This is a genomic window from Streptomyces sp. NPDC038200 (assembly GCF_055600785.1).
In genome coordinates, this window is the sequence record NZ_JBVJYH010000010.1 from 131,923 (window position 1) to 149,335 (window position 17,413).

A 17,413-nucleotide genomic window follows, 5' to 3' on the forward strand; every position below is an offset into this window, starting at 1 on the left:
GGCGTCGGGCACCACAGCCTGCTGAGCGCCGGTCGGCGGCGAACGTATTGCGGAGCATCGGACGGTCTGCTAGGCCGATTCGGCCCCGGTTTCACGCCCGCGACGGGGCTGGCGGCACCACAGCGACCGGGCTCGCCGCGTGCAGCAGCACGGCCTGGGTGACCGAGCCCATCATGCGGGCCGGGGCGAGCAGCCGTCGCCGGTGCCGGCCGACGACGACCAGATCGGCGTCCTTGGAGGCGGCGACGAGGTGGCCGGCCGCGTCGCCGGCCAGCGCTTCGACGTCGGCGCGGACCTCGGGGTGCCGCTCGCGGTGCGGGGCGAGGAAGCCGTCGGCGAGGGCGCGGGTCTCGTCCTCCACGGCGTCCTGGTCGACCGGGGGCGGCACCAGCTGGCCGGGGGCGGACCAGGTCTGCACGGGCCAGGGATAGGCGGCGATCACCTGGAGCCGGGCGTCGCGCAGGGCGGCCTCGGCGAAGGCGAAGGCGAGGACGCCGTCGTCGGGGCTGTCGGCGTGCAGTCCGACGACCACCCGGGGTCCGGGTCCGGCGGGCCCCTCTCCGTGGACCTCGCGGCCGGGCCGGGGCACGACGACCACCGGGCAGTCGGCGTCCCGCGCGACGGCGAGGCCGTTGGAGCCGAGCAGCAGGCTGGCGAAGCCCCCGCGCCCCCGGGAGCCGAGCACCAACAACTGGGCGTCGCCGCCCAGTTCGGGCAGGACGGCGCCCGGGACACCCTCCAGGGCGACGTACTCCAGGGGCGGTTCCGCGACCGGGTCGGGGATCCGGTCGCGCACCTCGTCGAGCACCGGATCGCCCTCCGCCTCGGGCGGTCCGGCGACCAGCACGTCGGCCTGGCCCCAGGCCGCGTACTGCCGTACGTGCACCACGCGCAGCGGTGCCGCGCGACGGCGGGCGGCGTCCAGGGCCCAGTCCAGGGCGCGCAGACTGTCCGGGGAACCGTCGACCGCGGCGATGACCGGCGCAGCGCTCATCCTTCCTCACCTCCGGAGCACGACTTCTCGTTCGCTGGGGCCAGCCTCGCTCAGGTCCGGCCCCCGCGGGGCGCTGCTGGTCGCGTGTCCGGAAATCCGGCGGGAACACCCCCGGTTCAGGTGAGGTGAGGATGCGGCGCGGGGAGGGGTCAGGTGAGGTCGAACTCCCCCTCGCGCGCCCCGGAGACGAAGGCGCCCCATTCCGCGGGCGTGAAGATCAGGGAGGGGCCCTCCGGCCGACCGCTGTTCCGCATCGCGATGAAGCCCTCGACGAAGGCGATCTGGACATCGCCCAGACCTCGGCTGCTGGACTGCCACTCGGCCCCGCTGAGGTCCAGCTCCGGCTTGTCCCAGCCCGCGAGCGGCTGCTGCTGGGTGATGGTCTCGGCCACGTCCGTGCTCCTCCCGGTTCGTCTTCCGCGGGCCAGCCTAGCGACCGGTCGCTACGGCGGACAGGGCACGCGGGGGCGGCCTTTCCGGAGTCCGGCCGGCGGGCTCCGGACGGTCCGTCAGGAGTCGGGCGGCGCGGAGCCCACGAGCCACATGGAGAAGAACTGCGAGCCGCCGCCGTAGGCGTGGCCGAGCACTTTGCGGGCTCCGTCCACCTGGTGTTCCCCGGCCCGGCCGCGCACCTGGAGGGCGGCCTCGGCGAAGCGGATCATGCCGGAGGCGCCGATGGGGTTGGTGGACAGTACGCCGCCGGACATGTTGACCGGCAGGTCACCGTCGAGTGCGGTCACCCCGGACTCGGTGAGCTTCCAGCCCTCGCCCTCGGCGGCGAAGCCCAGGTTCTCCAGCCACATGGGCTCGTACCAGGAGAACGGCACGTACATCTCGACGGCGTCGATGTCCCGGCGCGGGTCGGCGATGCCGGCCTGGCGGTAGACGTCGGCGGCGCAGTCCTTGCCGGCCTGCGGGGAGACGAAGTCCTTGCCCGCGAACAGGGTCGGTTCGCTGCGCATGGCGCCGCCGAGCAGCCAGGCGGGTGGCCGGGGCGCGCGGGCGGCTCCGGCGCGGTCGGTCAGCACCATGGCGCAGGCACCGTCCGAGGACGGACACGTCTCGGAGTAGCGAATGGGGTCCCACAACATGGGTGACGCCACCACCTTCTCCAGCGTGATGTCGTGCTCGTGGAGGTGGGCGTAGGGGTTCTTCAGGGCGTTGCGCCGGTCCTTGTAGGCGACGAGGGAGCCGATGGTGTCGGGGGCGCCGCTGCGCCGCATGTAGGCGCGCACATGGGGGGCGAAGAAACCGCCGGCTCCGGCGAGCAGGGGCTGTTGGAAGGGGATCGGCAGGGACAGGCCCCACATGGCGTTGGACTCGGACTGCTTTTCGAAGGCGAGGGTGAGGACCGTGCCGTGGACGCGGGCGGCGACGAGGTTCGCGGCGACGAGCGCGGTGGATCCGCCGACGGAGCCGGCGGTGTGCACGCGCAGCATGGGTTTGCCGACGGCGCCGAGGGCGTCGGCCAGGTACAGCTCGGGCATCATCACGCCCTCGAAGAAGTCGGGCGCCTTGCCGATGACGACGGCGTCGATGTCGGCCCACGTCAACTCGGCGTCCGCCAGGGCGCGGTGGGCGGCCTCGCGGACGAGTCCGGCGATCGACACGTCCCGGCGGGCCGCCACGTGCTTGGTCTGGCCGATCCCTGTGACGGCCACGGGCTCCTTGCTCATCGGGGATCCCCTTCGAGGACGGCGACCAGGTTCTGCTGGAGGCAGGGGCCGGAGGTGGCGTGGGCGAGGGCGCGGTCGGAGGCGCCGTGGTGGATGCGGGCGGCGGCCTCGCCGATGCGGAGGAGTCCGGCGGCCATGACCGGGTTGGCGGCGAGGGCGCCGCCGGAGGGGTTGACGCGCACGCTGTCGTCGAGCCGGAGCGCCCGGCGCAGGACCACCTCCTGCGCACTGAACGGCGCGTGCAGCTCGGCGGTGTCGACGGGGCGTTCGAAGGCACCCGCGCGTTCGGCGGCGAGCCGGGCGGAGGGTGAGTCGGTGAGGTCGCGCACGCCCAGGGCGTGGGCCTCGACGCGGTGGTCGATGCCCCGGATCCAGGCGGGCCGCTCGCACAGTTCGCGGGCCCGCTGCCCGGCCGCGAGGATCACGGCGGCGGCGCCGTCGCCGACGGGCGGGCAGTCCCCGGTGCGCAGCGGCCGTACGACGTAGTCGCCCTGTGGCACCCGGCCCTTGAGCTGGGCGTGGGGGTTGGCGGCGGCGTCGGCGCGGCTGCGGGCGCCGATGGCGGCGAGGGCCGGTTCGTCGGTGTGTCCGGCGTCGAGGAGGGCCTGCGCCTGGAGGGCGGCCAAGGCGACCGCGTCGGGCCACAGCGGGGCGACGTAGTACGGGTCGAGCTGGCGGGTGAGCACGTCCCGGACCGAGCCCGGGGAGCACTTGCCGTAGGAGTAGACGAGTGCGGTGTCGGCGTCGCCGGTGAGCAGCTTGGTCCAGGCCTCGTACAGCGCCCAGGCACCGTCCATCTCGACGTGCGACTCGGAGATGGGCGGCCAGGCACCGACGCCGTCGAGGGCGAGGGTGAAGGAGAAGGCCCGGCCGGCGAGGTAGTCGCTGGAGCCGGAGCAGGTGAAGCCGATGTCGGAGGTCTTCAGGCCGGTCTGCGCCAGGACGTCGTGGAGCACCGGCATGAGCATCTCGACCTCGGAGGACTCCTCGGTGGAGCGCCGGTGGTCGGTCTGGGCGAAGGCGACGACGGCGATGTCGCGGGGGCCGGGGGGTTCCTCGCGGGTCACAGCAGCTCCTTGTACGTCTCGTAGTCCGCGTCCGGTTCGCCGGTGGGCCGGTAGTGGTCGGGGTGGCGGGCGCCCTCGGTCCACACCGGTTCCACTCGCAGCCCCATCCGCACCTGGTCGTAGGGGATGCCGCCGATCCGGGCGTGCAGGGCGAGGTCGGCGCCGTCCAGGGCGATGTGCGCGTAGACGTACGGCACCTCGATGTCGAGGTTCTTCGCCTTGATGTTGACGATGCAGAAGGTGGTGACCGTGCCTCGGGGACCCACTTCGACCTGTTCGGCGGTGGCCAGCCCGCAGGTGGGGCACGCACCCCGCGGCGGGACGTACACCTTGTGGCAGGAGGGGCAGCGTTCGCCGACGGTGCGGCGTGCGGAGAGGGCGTCGATGTAGGCGGTCTGGGCACGGCCGGGCGAGTAGGTGTAGTCGAGGCGGGCGGGCGCGACGATGCCGCCGAGCGGGTTCGCGAACTCGCCGGTGCTGTCGCCGGGCTGTGCGGGCTCGCCGTCGTGCGGTTCGAAGCAGGCGATGTCGGTGATGGCTCCGGTGCGCTCCTCGGCCCAGCGGACGCGGACCCGCATGCCGGTGCGGACGGCGTCGGGGCCGGGGGCGTCGAGGGCGTGCAGCAGGGCGGTGTCGGCGCCGTCGAGCCGGACCAGGACCCAGGCGAAGGGGGTGGCGAGCGGCTGGCCGCGGCGGGGGGCGTGGTTCCAGGCCCAGGTGGTGACCGTGCCCGTCGGAGCGACCTCCACCAGGTCGTGGATCTCCTCGGCGGTGGCGGGGTCGTACTCGACGGGCGGGACGAGGACGCGGCCGTCGGTGGTCCGTACGCCGAGGACGACGCGTTCGCGCAGACCGGTGAGGAAGGCGCTCTGGACGGGGCCGAGGGAGCGGGTGAAGGGGAACTCGAGGACGAGGGGCGCGGAGAGGACTTCGGGCATCGGGGGCTCCTGGGGTCAGGCGCGCTTGTAGACGGGGGGCCGTTTCTCCGCGAAGGCGCGGGCGCCCTCCTTGGCGTCGGCGGTGTCGAAGACCGGCCAGCCGCGGGCGAGTTCGGCGGCGAGCCCGTCGGCCTCGGTCATCTCCGCGGTCTCGTACACGGACGCCTTGACGGCCTCGACGGCGAGCGGCCCGCAGGCGTTGATCCGTTCGGCGATCCCCAGGGCCTCGGCGAGGGCGGTGCCGTCGGGCACGACGTGTCCGATCAGACCGATGCCGGCGGCCTCCCGGGCGCTGTACGGGCGTCCGGTGAGCAGCATCTCCAGGGCGTGGGTGCGCGGGATCTGGCGCTGGAGGCGGACGGTGGAGCCGCCGATCGGGAACAGGCCGCGTCGCACCTCGAACAGGCCGAAGGTGGCGGACTCGCCCGCGACCCGGATGTCGGTGCCCTGGAGGATCTCGGTGCCGCCGGCGACGCAGTGGCCCTCGACGGCGGCGATCACCGGTTTGCGGGGGCGGTGGTGGCGCAGCATCGCTTTCCAGTGCAGGTCGGGATCGTCCTTCAGCCGGTCGCGGTACCGCTGTCCCTGCATGCGGTCGCCGGCCAGCGCCTTGAGGTCCATGCCGGCGCAGAACGCGCCGCCGGCCCCGGTGAGGACGATCGAGCGGACCGTGTCGTCCGCGTCGGCCTCGAGCCAGCCGTCGTACAGGCCGACGAGCATCGCCAGCGAGAGCGCGTTCCTGGCGTCGGGCCGGTTGAGCGTGAGCACCAGTGTGGCGCCTTCTCGCTGCACGGTGAGGTGTTCCGTCCCACCCATGGGCCATCTCCCCTCGGTCGGAACGAGAACAGGTTGCAGGAGGCGGGGAGGCACTTCAAGGGTTTTCTGACAGTCAGTCAGATTAATTGGCGCGAGCCCTTCACAGTTGTCGTGGGCTTTGCTCTGATGACCGGCGGACCGACGGATGCGCCTCTCTTCGCCAGGACTGCCGGGGTCAGGAGGATGCGGTGGAGTACAACCTTGCCGACCTGTTCGAGTCGGTCGTCGACGCGGTCCCGGACCGCGAGGCACTCGTGTACGCCGATCATCCCGGCACGGGCGCGGAACGCCGGCTGACGTACGCCGAGCTGGACGCCGCCGCCAACCGCGTCGCGCACCATCTGATCGACAGCGGCCTGCGGCCCGGCGAGCACCTCGGCCTCCACCTGTACAACGGCGTGGAGTACCTCCAGACGGTACTGGCCTGTCTGAAGGCCAGGGTCGTCCCGGTGAACGTCAACTACCGCTATGTCGAGGAAGAGCTGGTGTACCTCTACCGGGACGCGGACCTGGCGGCGCTGGTCTTCGACGCGGAGTTCGAGGACCGGGTGGCGGGGGCACTGCCGCGGGCGCCGCGGCTGCGGCATCTGCTGCGGGTCGGCACCCCGGCCGCCGTGGCGGTGCCCGGGGCCGTACCGTTCGCCGGTGCGGAGGCCGGCGGGTCGCCCGCGCGGGGCTTCCCCCCGCGTTCCGGCGACGACCAGTTCATCATCTACACCGGCGGCACGACGGGCATGCCCAAGGGGGTGATGTGGCGTCAGGAGGACCTGTTCTTCGCCGGGCTGGGCGGCGGGGCCCCGACCGGGGAGCCGGTGAAGGCGCCGGAGGAACTGGCCGAACGGGTCGCCGCGGGCGGCTCCGGGATCACCTTCTTCCCCACTCCCCCGCTGATGCACGGCACGTCGACGCTCACCGCGTTCATCGGCTTCAATTTCGGCCAACGGGTGGTCCTGCACCGCAAGTTCGTGCCGGAGGAGGTGCTGCGCACGATCGAGCGGGAGAAGGTCACCAGCGTGTCGCTGGTCGGGGACGCGATGCTCCGGCCGCTGATCGACGCGCTGAACGGGCCGATGAAGGGCACCGACTGCTCGGCGCTGTTCAGCGTCTCCTCGTCGGGCGCGATCATGTCGGAGACGGTGCGCCGGCAGTTCCGCGAGCTGGTCCCCCACGCCATGCTGCTGAACAACTTCGGCTCCTCGGAGTCCGGCTTCAACGGCACCGCGACCGAGGACTCGGGGCCGGAACGCGGCTTCCGCATCCGGGTCAACTCCCGTACCCGTGTGGTGGATCCGGCGACGCACGAGCCGGTCGCGGCCGGCGAGGTCGGCCGGGTCGCCCAGTGCGGGCACGTACCGCTCGGGTACTACAACGACCCGGGGAAGACCGCCGAGACGTTCTTCGAGAGGGACGGGCGGCGCTGGGTACTGCTGGGCGACATGGCCACGGTCGACGCGGACGGGGTGGTCACCGTTCTCGGACGGGGCTCGCAGTGCATCAACACCGGGGGCGAGAAGGTGTACCCGGAAGAGGTCGAGCAGGCCCTCAAGGCGCATCCGGATGTGTACGACGCGCTGGTCGCCGGTGTCCCGGACGCCAGGTGGGGTAACCATGTGGCGGCCGTGGTGCAGTTGCGCGCGGGGGCGCCGCACCTGTCGCTGGCCGACCTCCAGAGCCACTGCCGTACCCGCCTGGCCGGTTACAAGGTCCCCCGCCAGCTGGTGATCGCGGACACCATCCAGCGGTCGCCCAGCGGCAAGGCGGACTACCGGTGGGCCCGGGAGGTGGCCGTGGCGGCGGAGCAGCCGTAGCCCCCTCGGGGGTGTCCCACACCCCCGATCCGGTCCGGGGTGACTACGCTGTGTGCACGTGACGACGACCGTCCCGCACGGGCCGTGACGTCGGTCCGGGTGGCGACGGAGCCTCGGCGTGCCCGGACCCTCGTCCCGGCCCCGGGCCGCGCGCGGAAGGATCGACAGGTGCCGGACCGCACGCCCCGACCGCCGGACAGCGAAGAGGCAGCGGACACCGGGGGCGCCGGGGCGGGCGACCCCGGGCCGCGGGCGCGTTCCCGGCCCGGCCGGTTCGGGCGCCGGCGCCGGCACCCCCGGGTCGCGCGGGTGCTGAGCGTGGCCACCACCGTCCTCGCCGCCGCGCTGCTCCTGGCCGCCCTGCTGCTGCCGGACCAGCTCGACCGCCTCACTCCGAGCGCGTTCCTGCGTCTTCCGGCCGAGGCCGTCCTGCTCACCGCCCTGCCGCTGGTACTGCCGCGGTGGGCCCGGCGGGCCGCAGCGGTGGTCACCGGCCTGCTGGTCGGGCTGCTCGCCCTCCTCAAGTGCCTGGACATGGGCTTCTCCTCGGTGCTCTTCCGTCCGTTCGACCCGGTGCTGGACTGGGGTCTGCTGGAGAACGCGGCCGACTACGTACGGGACACGTCCGGCCGGACCGGTGAGCTGCTCACCGTCGCCGGTGCCGTGCTCCTCGCGGTCGCGGTGCCCGCCCTGACCACGGCCTCGGCACTCCGGGTGACCGCGCTGACGGCCCGCCACCGTTCCCGGGCGGTGCGTGCCTGTCTCGCCCTGGGCACCGCCTGGCTCACATGTGTCACGTTCGGCCTGCGCGGCGGCGGAGAGTCCCTGGCCGCCACCGTGGACACCGACCTCCTCGGCGCACGCGTCCCGCAGATCCGCGCCTCCCTGGCGGACGCGCGGCTCTTCCGGCGCCTGGCCGCCCACGACGCCTTCGCGCACACCCCGCCGGACCGGCTGCTGACCGGTCTGCGCGGCAAGGACGTGCTGTTCACCTTCGTCGAGAGCTACGGCCGTTCGGCCGTCGAGGACCCGGCGCCGGCCCCACGGATCGGCACGGTCCTGAAGGAGAGCACCGCCGCGCTGCGGGCGGCCGGGTTCACGGCGCGCAGCGGCTGGCTGCGTTCACCGGTGACCGGCGGCGGCAGCTGGCTGGCCCACTCGACCTTCCTGTCGGGGCTGTGGATCAGCAACCAGCAGCGCTTCCGCACCCTGACCTCCAGTGACCGCGCCACCCTCACCGGCGCCTTCCGCCGGACGGGCGCCTGGCGGACCGTCGGCATCGTGCCGGGGGTGCGCGGAGCCTGGCCCGAGGGCGGGTTCTTCGGCCTGGACCACGTCTACGACGCCACCCACCTCGGCTACCGCGGCCCGGCCTTCGGCTGGTCGCAGGTGCCGGACCAGTACAGCCTGGAGGCCTTCCGGCGGCGGGAGTTCGGTCGGCGCGGCCGGGGCCCGCTGATGGCGGAGATCGTCCTCACCTCCAGCCACCATCCCTGGGCGCCCGTCCCCCGCCCGGTCGACTGGACGGAGCTGGGCGACGGCTCGGTCTTCCGCCGGGTCGAGCGCGCGGGCAAGGATCAGAAGGAGGTGTGGCGCAGCGCGCGGAGCGTGCGCGCCGAGTACCGCGGCGCCGTCGAGTACGCGCTGCGCAGCCTCGTCGGATTCCTGCTGCGGTACGGCGACGACCGGACGGTCCTGGTCTTCCTCGGCGATCACCAGCCCGTCCCGGTCGTCACCGCGGGCAGCCCCCGGAAGGACGTGCCCGTGACCGTCGTCGCCCGCGACCCGAAGGTCCTGGAGCGCGTCTCCGGCTGGGGCTGGACCGCGGGGCTGAAGCCGGCCGCGGACGCCCCGGTCTGGGGGATGGACACGTTCCGGGACCGGTTCCTGACGGCGTACGGGCCGCGGCCGCGCTGACCCACGGCCGTCGGACCCCGGGTGCCGCAGGCCGGTTTCGGTTCGGTTCGCCGCGACGGTGTGCGGCGGGGAACGTCGGTGCCGGGCGCGCTAGCCGAGTGCCCCCTCGGGGGTGGCCCGCTCCGCCGGGGGCGGAACGGAGTCCGCGGGCCCGTCCAGGAAGGCGAGCGTGCCGCTCAGGAACCGCTCCGGGTCGTCCAGCCAGGGGTAGTGGCCGGCGCCCGGCTGGACGATGGTCTCGGCGTTCGGAAAGGCCCGTGCCGTGCGGCGGGCGAGGTCGGGGCGCGGGGAGCCGTCGGCCTCCCCCGCGTACACGAGGACGGGGGCGGCCAGGGCGGACAGGGCGGCGCGCGTCGCGTCCGGGGTGAACGCGCCCTCGCCGAAGTAGCGCTCGCCGGCCTCGTCGTTGGTCTGCTCCAGTTCGGCGTCGGAGTGGGCGCGGGCGGTCTCGTCCCAGCGGCCGTGGAAGAACGGCAGGAACACGTCGTCGAAGTCCGCCTCGCCCGCGAGCCAGGCCCGGTAGGCGGGGAACGCCTGCGCGAACCACGGCTCGTCCGCGCGCAGCCGGGCGGCGGCCAGCCGCTCCTCGGGCGTGCCGCGCATGCCCAGGGCCGACGGGTTGGGGGTGATCAGCACCAGCCGCCGTATCCGGTGCGGGTGGCGGGCCGCGTAGAGCATCGCCAGGGCGGCGCCCGCCGAGTGGGCGAGCAGATCCATGTGTTCCAGCCCCATGTGGGCTCGCCATGCCTCCACGTCCTCGACCATCCGGTCACAGCGGTACGTCGCCGGGTCCGCGGGCACCGCGGAGTCGCCGGTGCCCCGCAGGTCGAGCAGGGCCAGCCGGCGGTGCGCGGTCAGCCCGCCGAGATCCCCGAGGTAGGCGGAGGCCCGCATGGGGCCGCCCGGCAGCACCGCGAGGGGCTCTCCGGTTCCGCGCAGGTGGTAGACGAGCTGGGTCCCGTCGGCGGCGGTGAAGGTCGACATGCCTTGATCATCTCGGACCGCGCCATCCGGCCGCAACGGCTTTGCCGGCGGCGCTTTCCCTGCTGGTTCCACGCGTCCTGCCTGCGCGGGCGTGGAAAATCCCGCAGACCTCTTGCCCGGAGGCGCAGTGGCCTGAATTACTGACCCCGAAGGCATCGACCGAATGATCGGTCGTCCGGAATGCGCGGCTGGCGAGGGAGACGTGCCGATGGCGGATGTGACGGACCTGCTCGACGGGGGCGAACGGCTCGGGCCCGAGGAACTGCGGGCGCTGCAGCTGGAGCGGCTGCGCGCCTCGCTGCGGCACGCGTACGAGCACGTACCGTTCTACCGGGAGTCCTTCGACAAAGCCCGTGTCCGCCCGGAGGACTGCCGTTCGCTCGCCGACCTGGCCCGCTTCCCCTTCACGACCAAGGCCGATCTCCGGGCGAACTATCCGTACGGCATGTTCGCCGTGCCCCGGGAGAGGATCCGCCGTCTGCACGCCTCCAGCGGCACCACGGGACGCCCCACGGTGGTCGGCTATACGGACAACGACCTGTCCATGTGGGCCGACATGGTGGCTCGGTCGATACGGGCGGCCGGCGGACGCCCGGGCGACGTCGTGCATGTGGCGTACGGCTATGGACTGTTCACCGGTGGCCTGGGCGCTCACTATGGCGCCGAGCGCCTGGGCTGTACGGTCGTCCCGGCGTCCGGCGGCATGACGGCCCGGCAGGTGCAGCTGATCCAGGACCTGGAACCCTCCGTCATCATGGTGACCCCGTCCTACATGCTCACGCTCCTGGACGAGTTCGAACGGCAGGGCGTCGACCCGCGCACCACCTCGCTGCGGGTGGGCGTCTTCGGGGCCGAGCCCTGGACCGAGCAGATGCGGCGGGAGATCGAGGAGCGGTTCGCGATCGACGCCGTCGACATCTACGGACTGTCCGAGGTCATCGGCCCGGGTGTCGCCCAGGAGTGCGCGGAGACCAAGGACGGCCTCCACGTGTGGGAGGACCACTTCTATCCGGAGATCGTGGATCCGATCACCGGCGAGGTGCTTCCCGAGGGCGAGCGGGGCGAGCTGGTGTTCACCTCGCTGACCAAGGAGGCCATGCCGGTCGTCCGGTACCGGACGCGGGACCTGACGCGGCTGCTGCCCGGCACGGCCCGGGTGTTCCGGCGGATGGAGAAGATCACCGGGCGCAGCGACGACATGGTGATCCTGCGCGGGGTCAACCTCTTCCCGACCCAGATCGAGGAGATCGTGCTGCGCACTCCCGGCGTGGCACCGCACTTCCAGCTGCGGCTCACCCGCGAGGGCCGCCTGGACTCCCTGACCGTCCGCGCCGAGGCCCGGCCGGACGCGCCGCCGGAGGCACGGGAGGCGGCCGCCCGGGCCATCGTCGCGGCGGTCAAGGACGGCATCGGGGTGTCGGTCGACGTGGAGATCGTGGACCCGGAGTCACTGGAGCGGTCGGTGGGCAAGATCCGCCGGATCGTGGATCTGCGGCCGCGGGCCGCCGAATAGCGGCGCGCATGCCGGGGCGCCGTGCGGACCGGCCGCGGGCGACGTATCGACGTACCTCGAATCGTCGGCGGCGGCCTATACTCCGGGCCATGACGGACACCGCCCCCATCCCGGATCCGGACCTGGTCAACGCGCTGCGGGCGCTGTCCAACCCGATGCGGCTGCAGATGCTGCGGTGGCTGCGTGAGCCCGAGCGGCACTTCCCGATGGAGGCTGCCATCGCCGACCCCGCCGAGGTTGGTGTGTGCGTGAGCCATATACAGGCGAAGGCGGGGCTGGCCCAGTCCACCGTGTCGGCGTACATGGCGGAACTCCAGCGCGCGGGGCTGGTCCGGGCGACCCGCGTGGGCAAGTGGACCCACTACAAGCGGGACGAGCGCCGCATCGCCGACCTCGTCACGGAGCTGGGACAGACGCTCTAGCCGCCCTTCCGACACGACCACACCTTCCCCTCCGACGCGACCTCACCTTCCCCTCCGACCAACGACCACCGACCCTCCACTCCGCCACGCACACCGGCCACGCACCCTCCGCTCCGCCGCACCACACCGGTCGCGCCCCCGCCGCCCCCACCGGCCACGCCCCCACCGGCCGTCACTCCCCTCCCTCTCCCCCGGCCACCCACCCCGCCGTCGAACTCGCACCCCTCAGGCCACCGGCGCCCCTTCCCCGCCCCCGCCCCCTCCCCCCGGTGACCGCCCCCTTGCGCTTCATATCGTAATTCTGCGATATTTCGATTCAACGCATCGACGACGCGACGGACGGGCGATCCGATCCGTCTCCTGCCAGGGAGCACACCGATGGACCTCGGCACGTTCGGGATCTACACCTTCGACTTCGAGCATCAGCCGGCCGCGCTGATCCGGGACTCCGTCCGGCAGTTGGAGGACCAGGGCTGGCGGGCGCTGTGGATCCCCGAGGCGCTCGGCCGGGACGCGTTCACGCACGCCGGCTTCCTGCTCTCCGCCACCCGGCGGCTGACCGTCGTGAACGGCATCGCCCGGATCTGGTCCCGGGAGGCCCGCTGGGCGCACGGCGCCTCGACGCTGCTCGCGGACGCCTATCCGGGCCGGCACATCCTCGGCCTCGGCTTCGGCGGTGACCCCCGCCCCGGCGTCAGACCACTGGCCGCCATGGCCGCGTACCTGGACGAGCTGGACACCCTGGAGACCCCCAACCCGCGCCCCGAGACCCCGGTCCGGCGGCTGCTCGCCGCGTACGGGCCGAAGATGCTGGAGCTGGCCCGGGACCGCGCCGCGGGTGCCCACACGTACCACGTGAACACGGCCCACACCGCGCAGGCCCGGGAGATCCTCGGCCCCGACGCGTTCCTGGCCGTCGAGCACGCCGTACTGTTCGAGACCGACCCGGCCCGGGCCCGCTCCCTCGCCCGTGCGCATCTGCACGGCTACCTCGGGACGCCGTACAACCTCGCCAAGTTCCGCCGGCTGGGCTACACGGACGACGACCTCTCCGGCGGCGGCAGCGACCGCTTCGTGGACGACCTGGTGTTCTGGGGCGCCCCGGACACCGTGGCACGGAAGCTGCACGGCCATGTGGACGCGGGCGCCGACCATGTGGCCGTGCAGGTGATCGGGGTCGAGCCGGGTACCTCGGCACTGCCGCACTGGCGGCTGCTGGCCGACGCGCTGATGCCGTCGAAGGTGCCGGCTACCCGCTGAAGCGGTCGCGCAGCTCGCGTTTGAGGATCTTGCCGCTGGCGTTGCGCGGCAACTCGGTCACGAACAGCACCCGCTTGGGTGCCTTGAACGGGGCGAGCTGCTCCTTCACGTGCGCGACGAGCTGATCCTCCGTCACCTCGCCGCGCGGCACGACCACCGCCGTGACGGCCTCGATCCACCGCTCGTCGGGCAGGCCGATCACGGCGGCCTCGGCGACCGCCTCGTGGGTGTACAGGGCGTCCTCGACCTGGCGCGAAGCCACCAGCACCCCGCCGGAGTTGATGACGTCCTTCACCCGGTCCACGATGGTGAAGTACCCCTCGGCGTCCCGCACCGCGAGATCCCCGGAGCGGAACCAGCCGTCCCGGAAGGCCTCGGCGGTCTCCTCGGGCTTGTCCCAGTAGCCCTCGCAGAGCTGCGGTGAGCGGTAGACGATCTCACCGGGCGTGCCGACGGGCACGTCCTCGCCCTCCTCGTCCACCACCCGCGCGTCCACGAACAGCACGGGCCGGCCGCAGGAGTCCATCCGGCCCCGGTGCTCCTCGGGTGCCAGGACGGTCGCCAGCGGACCGATCTCGCTCTGCCCGAAACAGTTGTAGAAACCGAGCCGCGGCAGCCGCTCGCGCAGCCGCTCCAGGACCGGCACCGGCATGATCGACGCGCCGTAGTAGGCCTTGCGCAGTCCGGACAGGTCCCGGGCCGCGAAATCCGGGCGGCCCGCCAGAGCGATCCAGACCGTCGGCGGGGCGAACAGGCTGTCCACACGCCCCGCTTCGATCAGATCGAACAGCCGGTCCCCGTCGGGCCCGTCGAGGATCAGATTGGTGGCCCCGACCGCCAGGTACGGCAGCAGGAAGACGTGCATCTGCGCGGAGTGGTACAGCGGCAGGGAGTGCGCGGGGCGGTCGCCGGCGCTGAGGTCGAGGGCGGTGATCGCGCTCAGGTACTCGTGGACCAGGGCGCGGTGCGTCATCATCGCGCCCTTGGGGAGGGCGGTGGTGCCCGAGGTGTAGAGCAGCTGCACCAGGTCCTCGGTGCGCGGCTCGGGGCCGTCGTACACGGGCGCCGTCGCCAGCCGTGCCAGCAGGGAGTCCTCGGCGTCGCGCAGCGGCAGCGCGCGGACACCGTCGGGGAGCCGGTCCGCCAGACCGGGGTCGGCGAGGACCAGGGAGCTGCCGGACTGGCCGACGAGGTAGGCGAGGTCGTCGCCGGTCAGGTTCTGGTTGACCGGCACGTGCACGAGGCCGGCGCGGGCGCAGGCCAGGAAACCGATCAGATACGCGTCGGAGTTGTGGCCGTAGGAGCCGACCCGGTCGCCTGCGGCCAGGCCCTGGCCGCGCAGGACGCTCGCCGCGCGGGAGACCGCGTCGTCGAGTTCCCCGTACGTCCAGCTGCGGTCGCCGTACTCGACCGCGACCCGCGCCGGGGTGCGCCGGGCACTGCGCCGCAGCACCCCGTCAACCGTGCTGCCCTGTCCCTGCGTCATGACTCATGATCCTCGGTCCCCCACCGGGGCAGGTCAAGCACCCGGGAGGCCCGGACACATACCGGTTGGTACGCTCAACCGCTCCTTCCCTCATTGATGTTGGGAGGCACCACTTGCGCAAGCACTTCGGACGACTGGCCGTCACGGCCGTCGCCCTGCTCACCACCTCGACGGCGCTGCCGGCCATCGCGGCCGAACGGCCGAGCCACCAGGAACATCCCTCGCACGGCGGTCTGTCCGCCGTCATCCGCTACACCGAGTACGGCATTCCCCACATACGCGCGAAGGACTACGCCGATCTCGGCTTCGGCACCGGCTGGGCGCAGGCCGCCGACCAGGTGTGCGTGCTCGCCGACGGCTTCGTGACGGTGCGCGGCGAACGCTCCCGCTTCTTCGGACCGCGGGCCAGGACCGACGGCTCGCTGTCCTCGGCCGGCGGCAACCTCTCCAGCGACCTGTACTTCCGGGGCGTCCGGGAGGCGGGCACGGTGGAGAAGCTGCTCGCCCAGCCTGCCCCGCTGGGCCCCAGCCGGCAGGTCAAGGACCTGATGCGGGGCTACGCGGCCGGGTACGACGCCTGGCTGAGACAGCACCGGATCACCGACCCGGCCTGCAAGGGGGCCGCCTGGGTACGACCGGTCACCACCGTGGACGTCGCCGCCCGCTTCTACGCCCTCGCCGTGATCGGCGGCCAGGGCGGCGCCGTGGACGACATCACCGCGGCCCAGCCGCCCACCGCCACCGCGGGCCGGGCCCGGGGCGCCGGACGCGCTCCGGACGCCCGGGCCCTGATCCGTGCCGTGCGCGAGCGGGCGGCGGACGCGGACATGGGGTCGAACGCGGTGGCCTTCGCCGGCGGGACGACGGCGAACGGCCGGGGCCTGCTCCTGGGCAATCCGCACTACCCCTGGCAGGGCGGACGCCGGTTCTGGCAGGTGCAGCAGACGATACCGGGCGAGCTGGACGTCGCCGGTGCCTCGCTGCTCGGCTCGCCGACCGTCTCCATCGGCTACAACTCCCGGGTGGCGTGGAGCCACACGGTCTCCACCGGTGTCCCGTACAACCTCACCCAGCTGACCCTGGATCCCGCCGACCCCACCGCCTATCTGGTCGACGGGCGGCCGGAGCGGATGACCCGGCGGACCGTGACCGTCCCGGTCGCGGACGGCCCGCCGGTCACCCGCACCCAGTGGTGGACCCGCTACGGCCCGGTCGTCGCCTCCACCGACGGTGACCTCCCGCTGCCCTGGACCACCACGACGGCGTACGCGCTGAACGATCCGAACGCCGCGAACATGCGGTTCGCCGACACCTCGCTCGACTTCGGCAAGGCCCGCGGCACGGCGGACGTGCTCGCCTCCCTCCGCCGGCACCAGGGTCTGCCCTGGGTGAACACCGTCGCCGCGGACTCCGCGGGGCACTCCCTGTTCAGCCAGTCGCAGGTGCTGCCGCGGATCACCGACGACCTGGCGGCGCGCTGCTCCACGGCGCTCGGCAGGGCCACCTACCCGGCGGCGGGTCTCGCGGTCCTGGACGGCTCCCGCGGCGCCTGCGCCCTCGGCGAGGACGCCGACGCCGTCCAGCGGGGGATCTTCGGGCCCGCCCGCATGCCGACGCTGCGGGACGCCCCGTACGCGGAGAACTCCAACGACAGCGCCTGGCTGGCCAACGCCGACCGGCCGCTGACCGGATACGAGCGGATCTTCGGCACCGTGGGGACCGCGCGCTCGCCGCGCACCCGGGGCGCGATCGACGCCGTGGCGGCGATGGCGGAACGCGGCGGTCTGACCGTACGGGACCTCCAGCGGCAGCAGTTCGCGAACCGGGTGACCGTCGGCGCCCTGGCGGCCGAGGACGCGGCCCGGGCCTGCGCCGCCCTGCCCGGGGGCATCGCCGAGGACAAGGACGGCCGGAAGGTCGACGTCTCCGCGGCGTGCCCGGTGCTCGCGGCGTGGGATCGCACCGCCGACACCGGCAGCCGGGGAGCGCTGCTGTTCGACCGCTTCTGGCGCCGGATCGGCGCGCTGATGCCCGGCGCCCAGCGGTGGAAGGTTCCGTTCTCGGCCGCGGACCCGGTCCACACGCCGAACACGCTCGACACCGGCGCGCCGGGCTTCGCCACGGCCCTCGCGGACGCGGTGACCGAGCTGCGGGCGGCCGGCATCGCGCTGGACTCCCCGCTGGGCGAGCACCAGTTCCTGGTGCGGGACGGCCGGCGCCTGCCCGTGCCGGGCGGCACGGAGGCCCTGGGCGTGTGGAACAAGGTCGAGCCGGTGTGGGATCCGGCGCACGGCGGCTACACCGAGGTGGCGATGGGCTCCAGCCACATCCAGGCAGTGGGCTGGGACGGCGGCCGCTGCCCGGTGGCCCGCACGCTCCTGACCTACTCCCAGTCCTCCAACCCGAACTCGCCGCACCACAGCGACCAGACCCGGTTGTTCTCCCAGGAGAAATGGGTGACACCGCGCTTCTGCGAGAAGGACATCCTGTCCTCCCCCGCGCTCACGGTCGTGCACGCACGCGAACGCTGAT

The 17,413-nt window shown here is 73.2% G+C and carries 14 protein-coding genes; 6 read left to right on the forward strand and 8 right to left on the reverse strand.

The window, feature by feature from the left end:
- Positions 1–91 precede the first annotated feature (91 nt).
- The 6 genes from ACZ7KF_RS21950 to ACZ7KF_RS21975 form a co-directional block, all read right to left on the reverse strand.
- Positions 92–994: a universal stress protein gene (locus ACZ7KF_RS21950; RefSeq protein WP_471077425.1), complete on the reverse strand. Its 903-nt coding sequence runs from the start codon at positions 992–994 to the stop codon at positions 92–94.
- A 149-nt stretch (positions 995–1,143) separates the two neighbouring features.
- Complete coding sequence (locus tag ACZ7KF_RS21955) at positions 1,144–1,386, reverse strand: DUF397 domain-containing protein (RefSeq protein WP_471077428.1); 243 nt, start codon at positions 1,384–1,386, stop codon at positions 1,144–1,146.
- Between the two features lie 117 nt (positions 1,387–1,503).
- A complete protein-coding gene (locus ACZ7KF_RS21960) occupies positions 1,504–2,670 on the reverse strand; it encodes a thiolase domain-containing protein (RefSeq protein ID WP_471077431.1) in 1,167 nt (388 codons plus the stop codon).
- Entirely contained in the window at positions 2,667–3,737 is a 1,071-nt protein-coding gene (locus ACZ7KF_RS21965) for a thiolase domain-containing protein (protein ID WP_471077434.1), read from the reverse strand. The genes ACZ7KF_RS21960 and ACZ7KF_RS21965 overlap by 4 nt, the downstream gene beginning before the upstream one ends.
- Positions 3,734–4,675 (reverse strand): Zn-ribbon domain-containing OB-fold protein, encoded by a 942-nt coding sequence (locus ACZ7KF_RS21970; RefSeq protein WP_471077437.1) that lies wholly within the window; start codon positions 4,673–4,675, stop codon positions 3,734–3,736. The genes ACZ7KF_RS21965 and ACZ7KF_RS21970 overlap by 4 nt, the downstream gene beginning before the upstream one ends.
- 15 nt (positions 4,676–4,690) lie before the next feature.
- Positions 4,691–5,491, reverse strand: coding sequence for a crotonase/enoyl-CoA hydratase family protein (locus ACZ7KF_RS21975; RefSeq protein ID WP_471077439.1), 801 nt, complete (start codon positions 5,489–5,491; stop codon positions 4,691–4,693).
- 188 nt (positions 5,492–5,679) lie between these two features.
- On the opposite strand from ACZ7KF_RS21975, the gene ACZ7KF_RS21980 reads away from it, so the two are divergent.
- Positions 5,680–7,299, forward strand: coding sequence for an acyl-CoA synthetase (locus ACZ7KF_RS21980; RefSeq protein WP_471077442.1), 1,620 nt, complete (start codon positions 5,680–5,682; stop codon positions 7,297–7,299).
- A 168-nt stretch (positions 7,300–7,467) separates the two neighbouring features.
- Entirely contained in the window at positions 7,468–9,216 is a 1,749-nt protein-coding gene (locus ACZ7KF_RS21985; RefSeq protein WP_471077445.1) for an alkaline phosphatase family protein, read from the forward strand.
- Positions 9,217–9,306: 90 nt separating this feature from the next.
- Here ACZ7KF_RS21985 and ACZ7KF_RS21990 read toward each other — a convergent pair whose 3' ends face one another.
- Positions 9,307–10,200, reverse strand: a complete 894-nt coding sequence (locus tag ACZ7KF_RS21990; RefSeq protein WP_471077448.1) for an alpha/beta fold hydrolase — start codon at positions 10,198–10,200, stop codon at positions 9,307–9,309.
- A 208-nt stretch (positions 10,201–10,408) separates the two neighbouring features.
- Here ACZ7KF_RS21990 and paaK point away from each other — a divergent pair, with 208 nt between their 5' ends.
- From paaK to ACZ7KF_RS22005, 3 genes are all read left to right on the forward strand, one after another.
- The gene (paaK, locus tag ACZ7KF_RS21995) at positions 10,409–11,713 is read left to right on the forward strand and encodes a phenylacetate--CoA ligase PaaK (RefSeq protein ID WP_471077451.1); all 1,305 of its coding nucleotides are present in this window, start codon (positions 10,409–10,411) and stop codon (positions 11,711–11,713) included.
- An 89-nt stretch (positions 11,714–11,802) separates the two neighbouring features.
- The gene (locus ACZ7KF_RS22000) at positions 11,803–12,135 is read left to right on the forward strand and encodes an ArsR/SmtB family transcription factor (RefSeq protein ID WP_471077454.1); all 333 of its coding nucleotides are present in this window, start codon (positions 11,803–11,805) and stop codon (positions 12,133–12,135) included.
- A gap of 378 nt (positions 12,136–12,513) precedes the next feature.
- Entirely contained in the window at positions 12,514–13,395 is an 882-nt protein-coding gene (locus ACZ7KF_RS22005) for a TIGR03620 family F420-dependent LLM class oxidoreductase (protein ID WP_471077457.1), read from the forward strand.
- Here the strand turns inward: ACZ7KF_RS22005 and ACZ7KF_RS22010 are convergent.
- Positions 13,385–14,881, reverse strand: a complete 1,497-nt coding sequence (locus ACZ7KF_RS22010; protein WP_471077460.1) for an acyl-CoA synthetase — start codon at positions 14,879–14,881, stop codon at positions 13,385–13,387. The genes ACZ7KF_RS22005 and ACZ7KF_RS22010 overlap by 11 nt on opposite strands.
- A 113-nt stretch (positions 14,882–14,994) precedes the next feature.
- Between ACZ7KF_RS22010 and ACZ7KF_RS22015 the strand changes: the two genes are divergently transcribed.
- A complete protein-coding gene (locus ACZ7KF_RS22015; protein WP_471077463.1) occupies positions 14,995–17,412 on the forward strand; it encodes a penicillin acylase family protein in 2,418 nt (805 codons plus the stop codon).
- Position 17,413 lies beyond the last annotated feature (1 nt).

Excerpts from the sequence above, each read along its gene's own strand:
- ACZ7KF_RS21950 (WP_471077425.1), bottom strand. The coding sequence starts at position 994 with ATGAGCGCTGCGCCGGTCATCGCCGCGGTCGACGGTTCCCCGGACAGT.
- ACZ7KF_RS21960 (WP_471077431.1), bottom strand. The coding sequence starts at position 2,670 with ATGAGCAAGGAGCCCGTGGCCGTCACAGGGATCGGCCAGACCAAGCAC.
- ACZ7KF_RS21970 (WP_471077437.1), bottom strand. The coding sequence starts at position 4,675 with ATGCCCGAAGTCCTCTCCGCGCCCCTCGTCCTCGAGTTCCCCTTCACC.
- ACZ7KF_RS21975 (WP_471077439.1), bottom strand. The coding sequence starts at position 5,491 with ATGGGTGGGACGGAACACCTCACCGTGCAGCGAGAAGGCGCCACACTG.
- ACZ7KF_RS21990 (WP_471077448.1), bottom strand. The coding sequence starts at position 10,200 with ATGTCGACCTTCACCGCCGCCGACGGGACCCAGCTCGTCTACCACCTG.
- paaK (WP_471077451.1), top strand. The coding sequence starts at position 10,409 with ATGGCGGATGTGACGGACCTGCTCGACGGGGGCGAACGGCTCGGGCCC.
- ACZ7KF_RS22000 (WP_471077454.1), top strand. The coding sequence starts at position 11,803 with ATGACGGACACCGCCCCCATCCCGGATCCGGACCTGGTCAACGCGCTG.
- ACZ7KF_RS22005 (WP_471077457.1), top strand. The coding sequence starts at position 12,514 with ATGGACCTCGGCACGTTCGGGATCTACACCTTCGACTTCGAGCATCAG.
- ACZ7KF_RS22010 (WP_471077460.1), bottom strand. The coding sequence starts at position 14,881 with ATGACGCAGGGACAGGGCAGCACGGTTGACGGGGTGCTGCGGCGCAGT.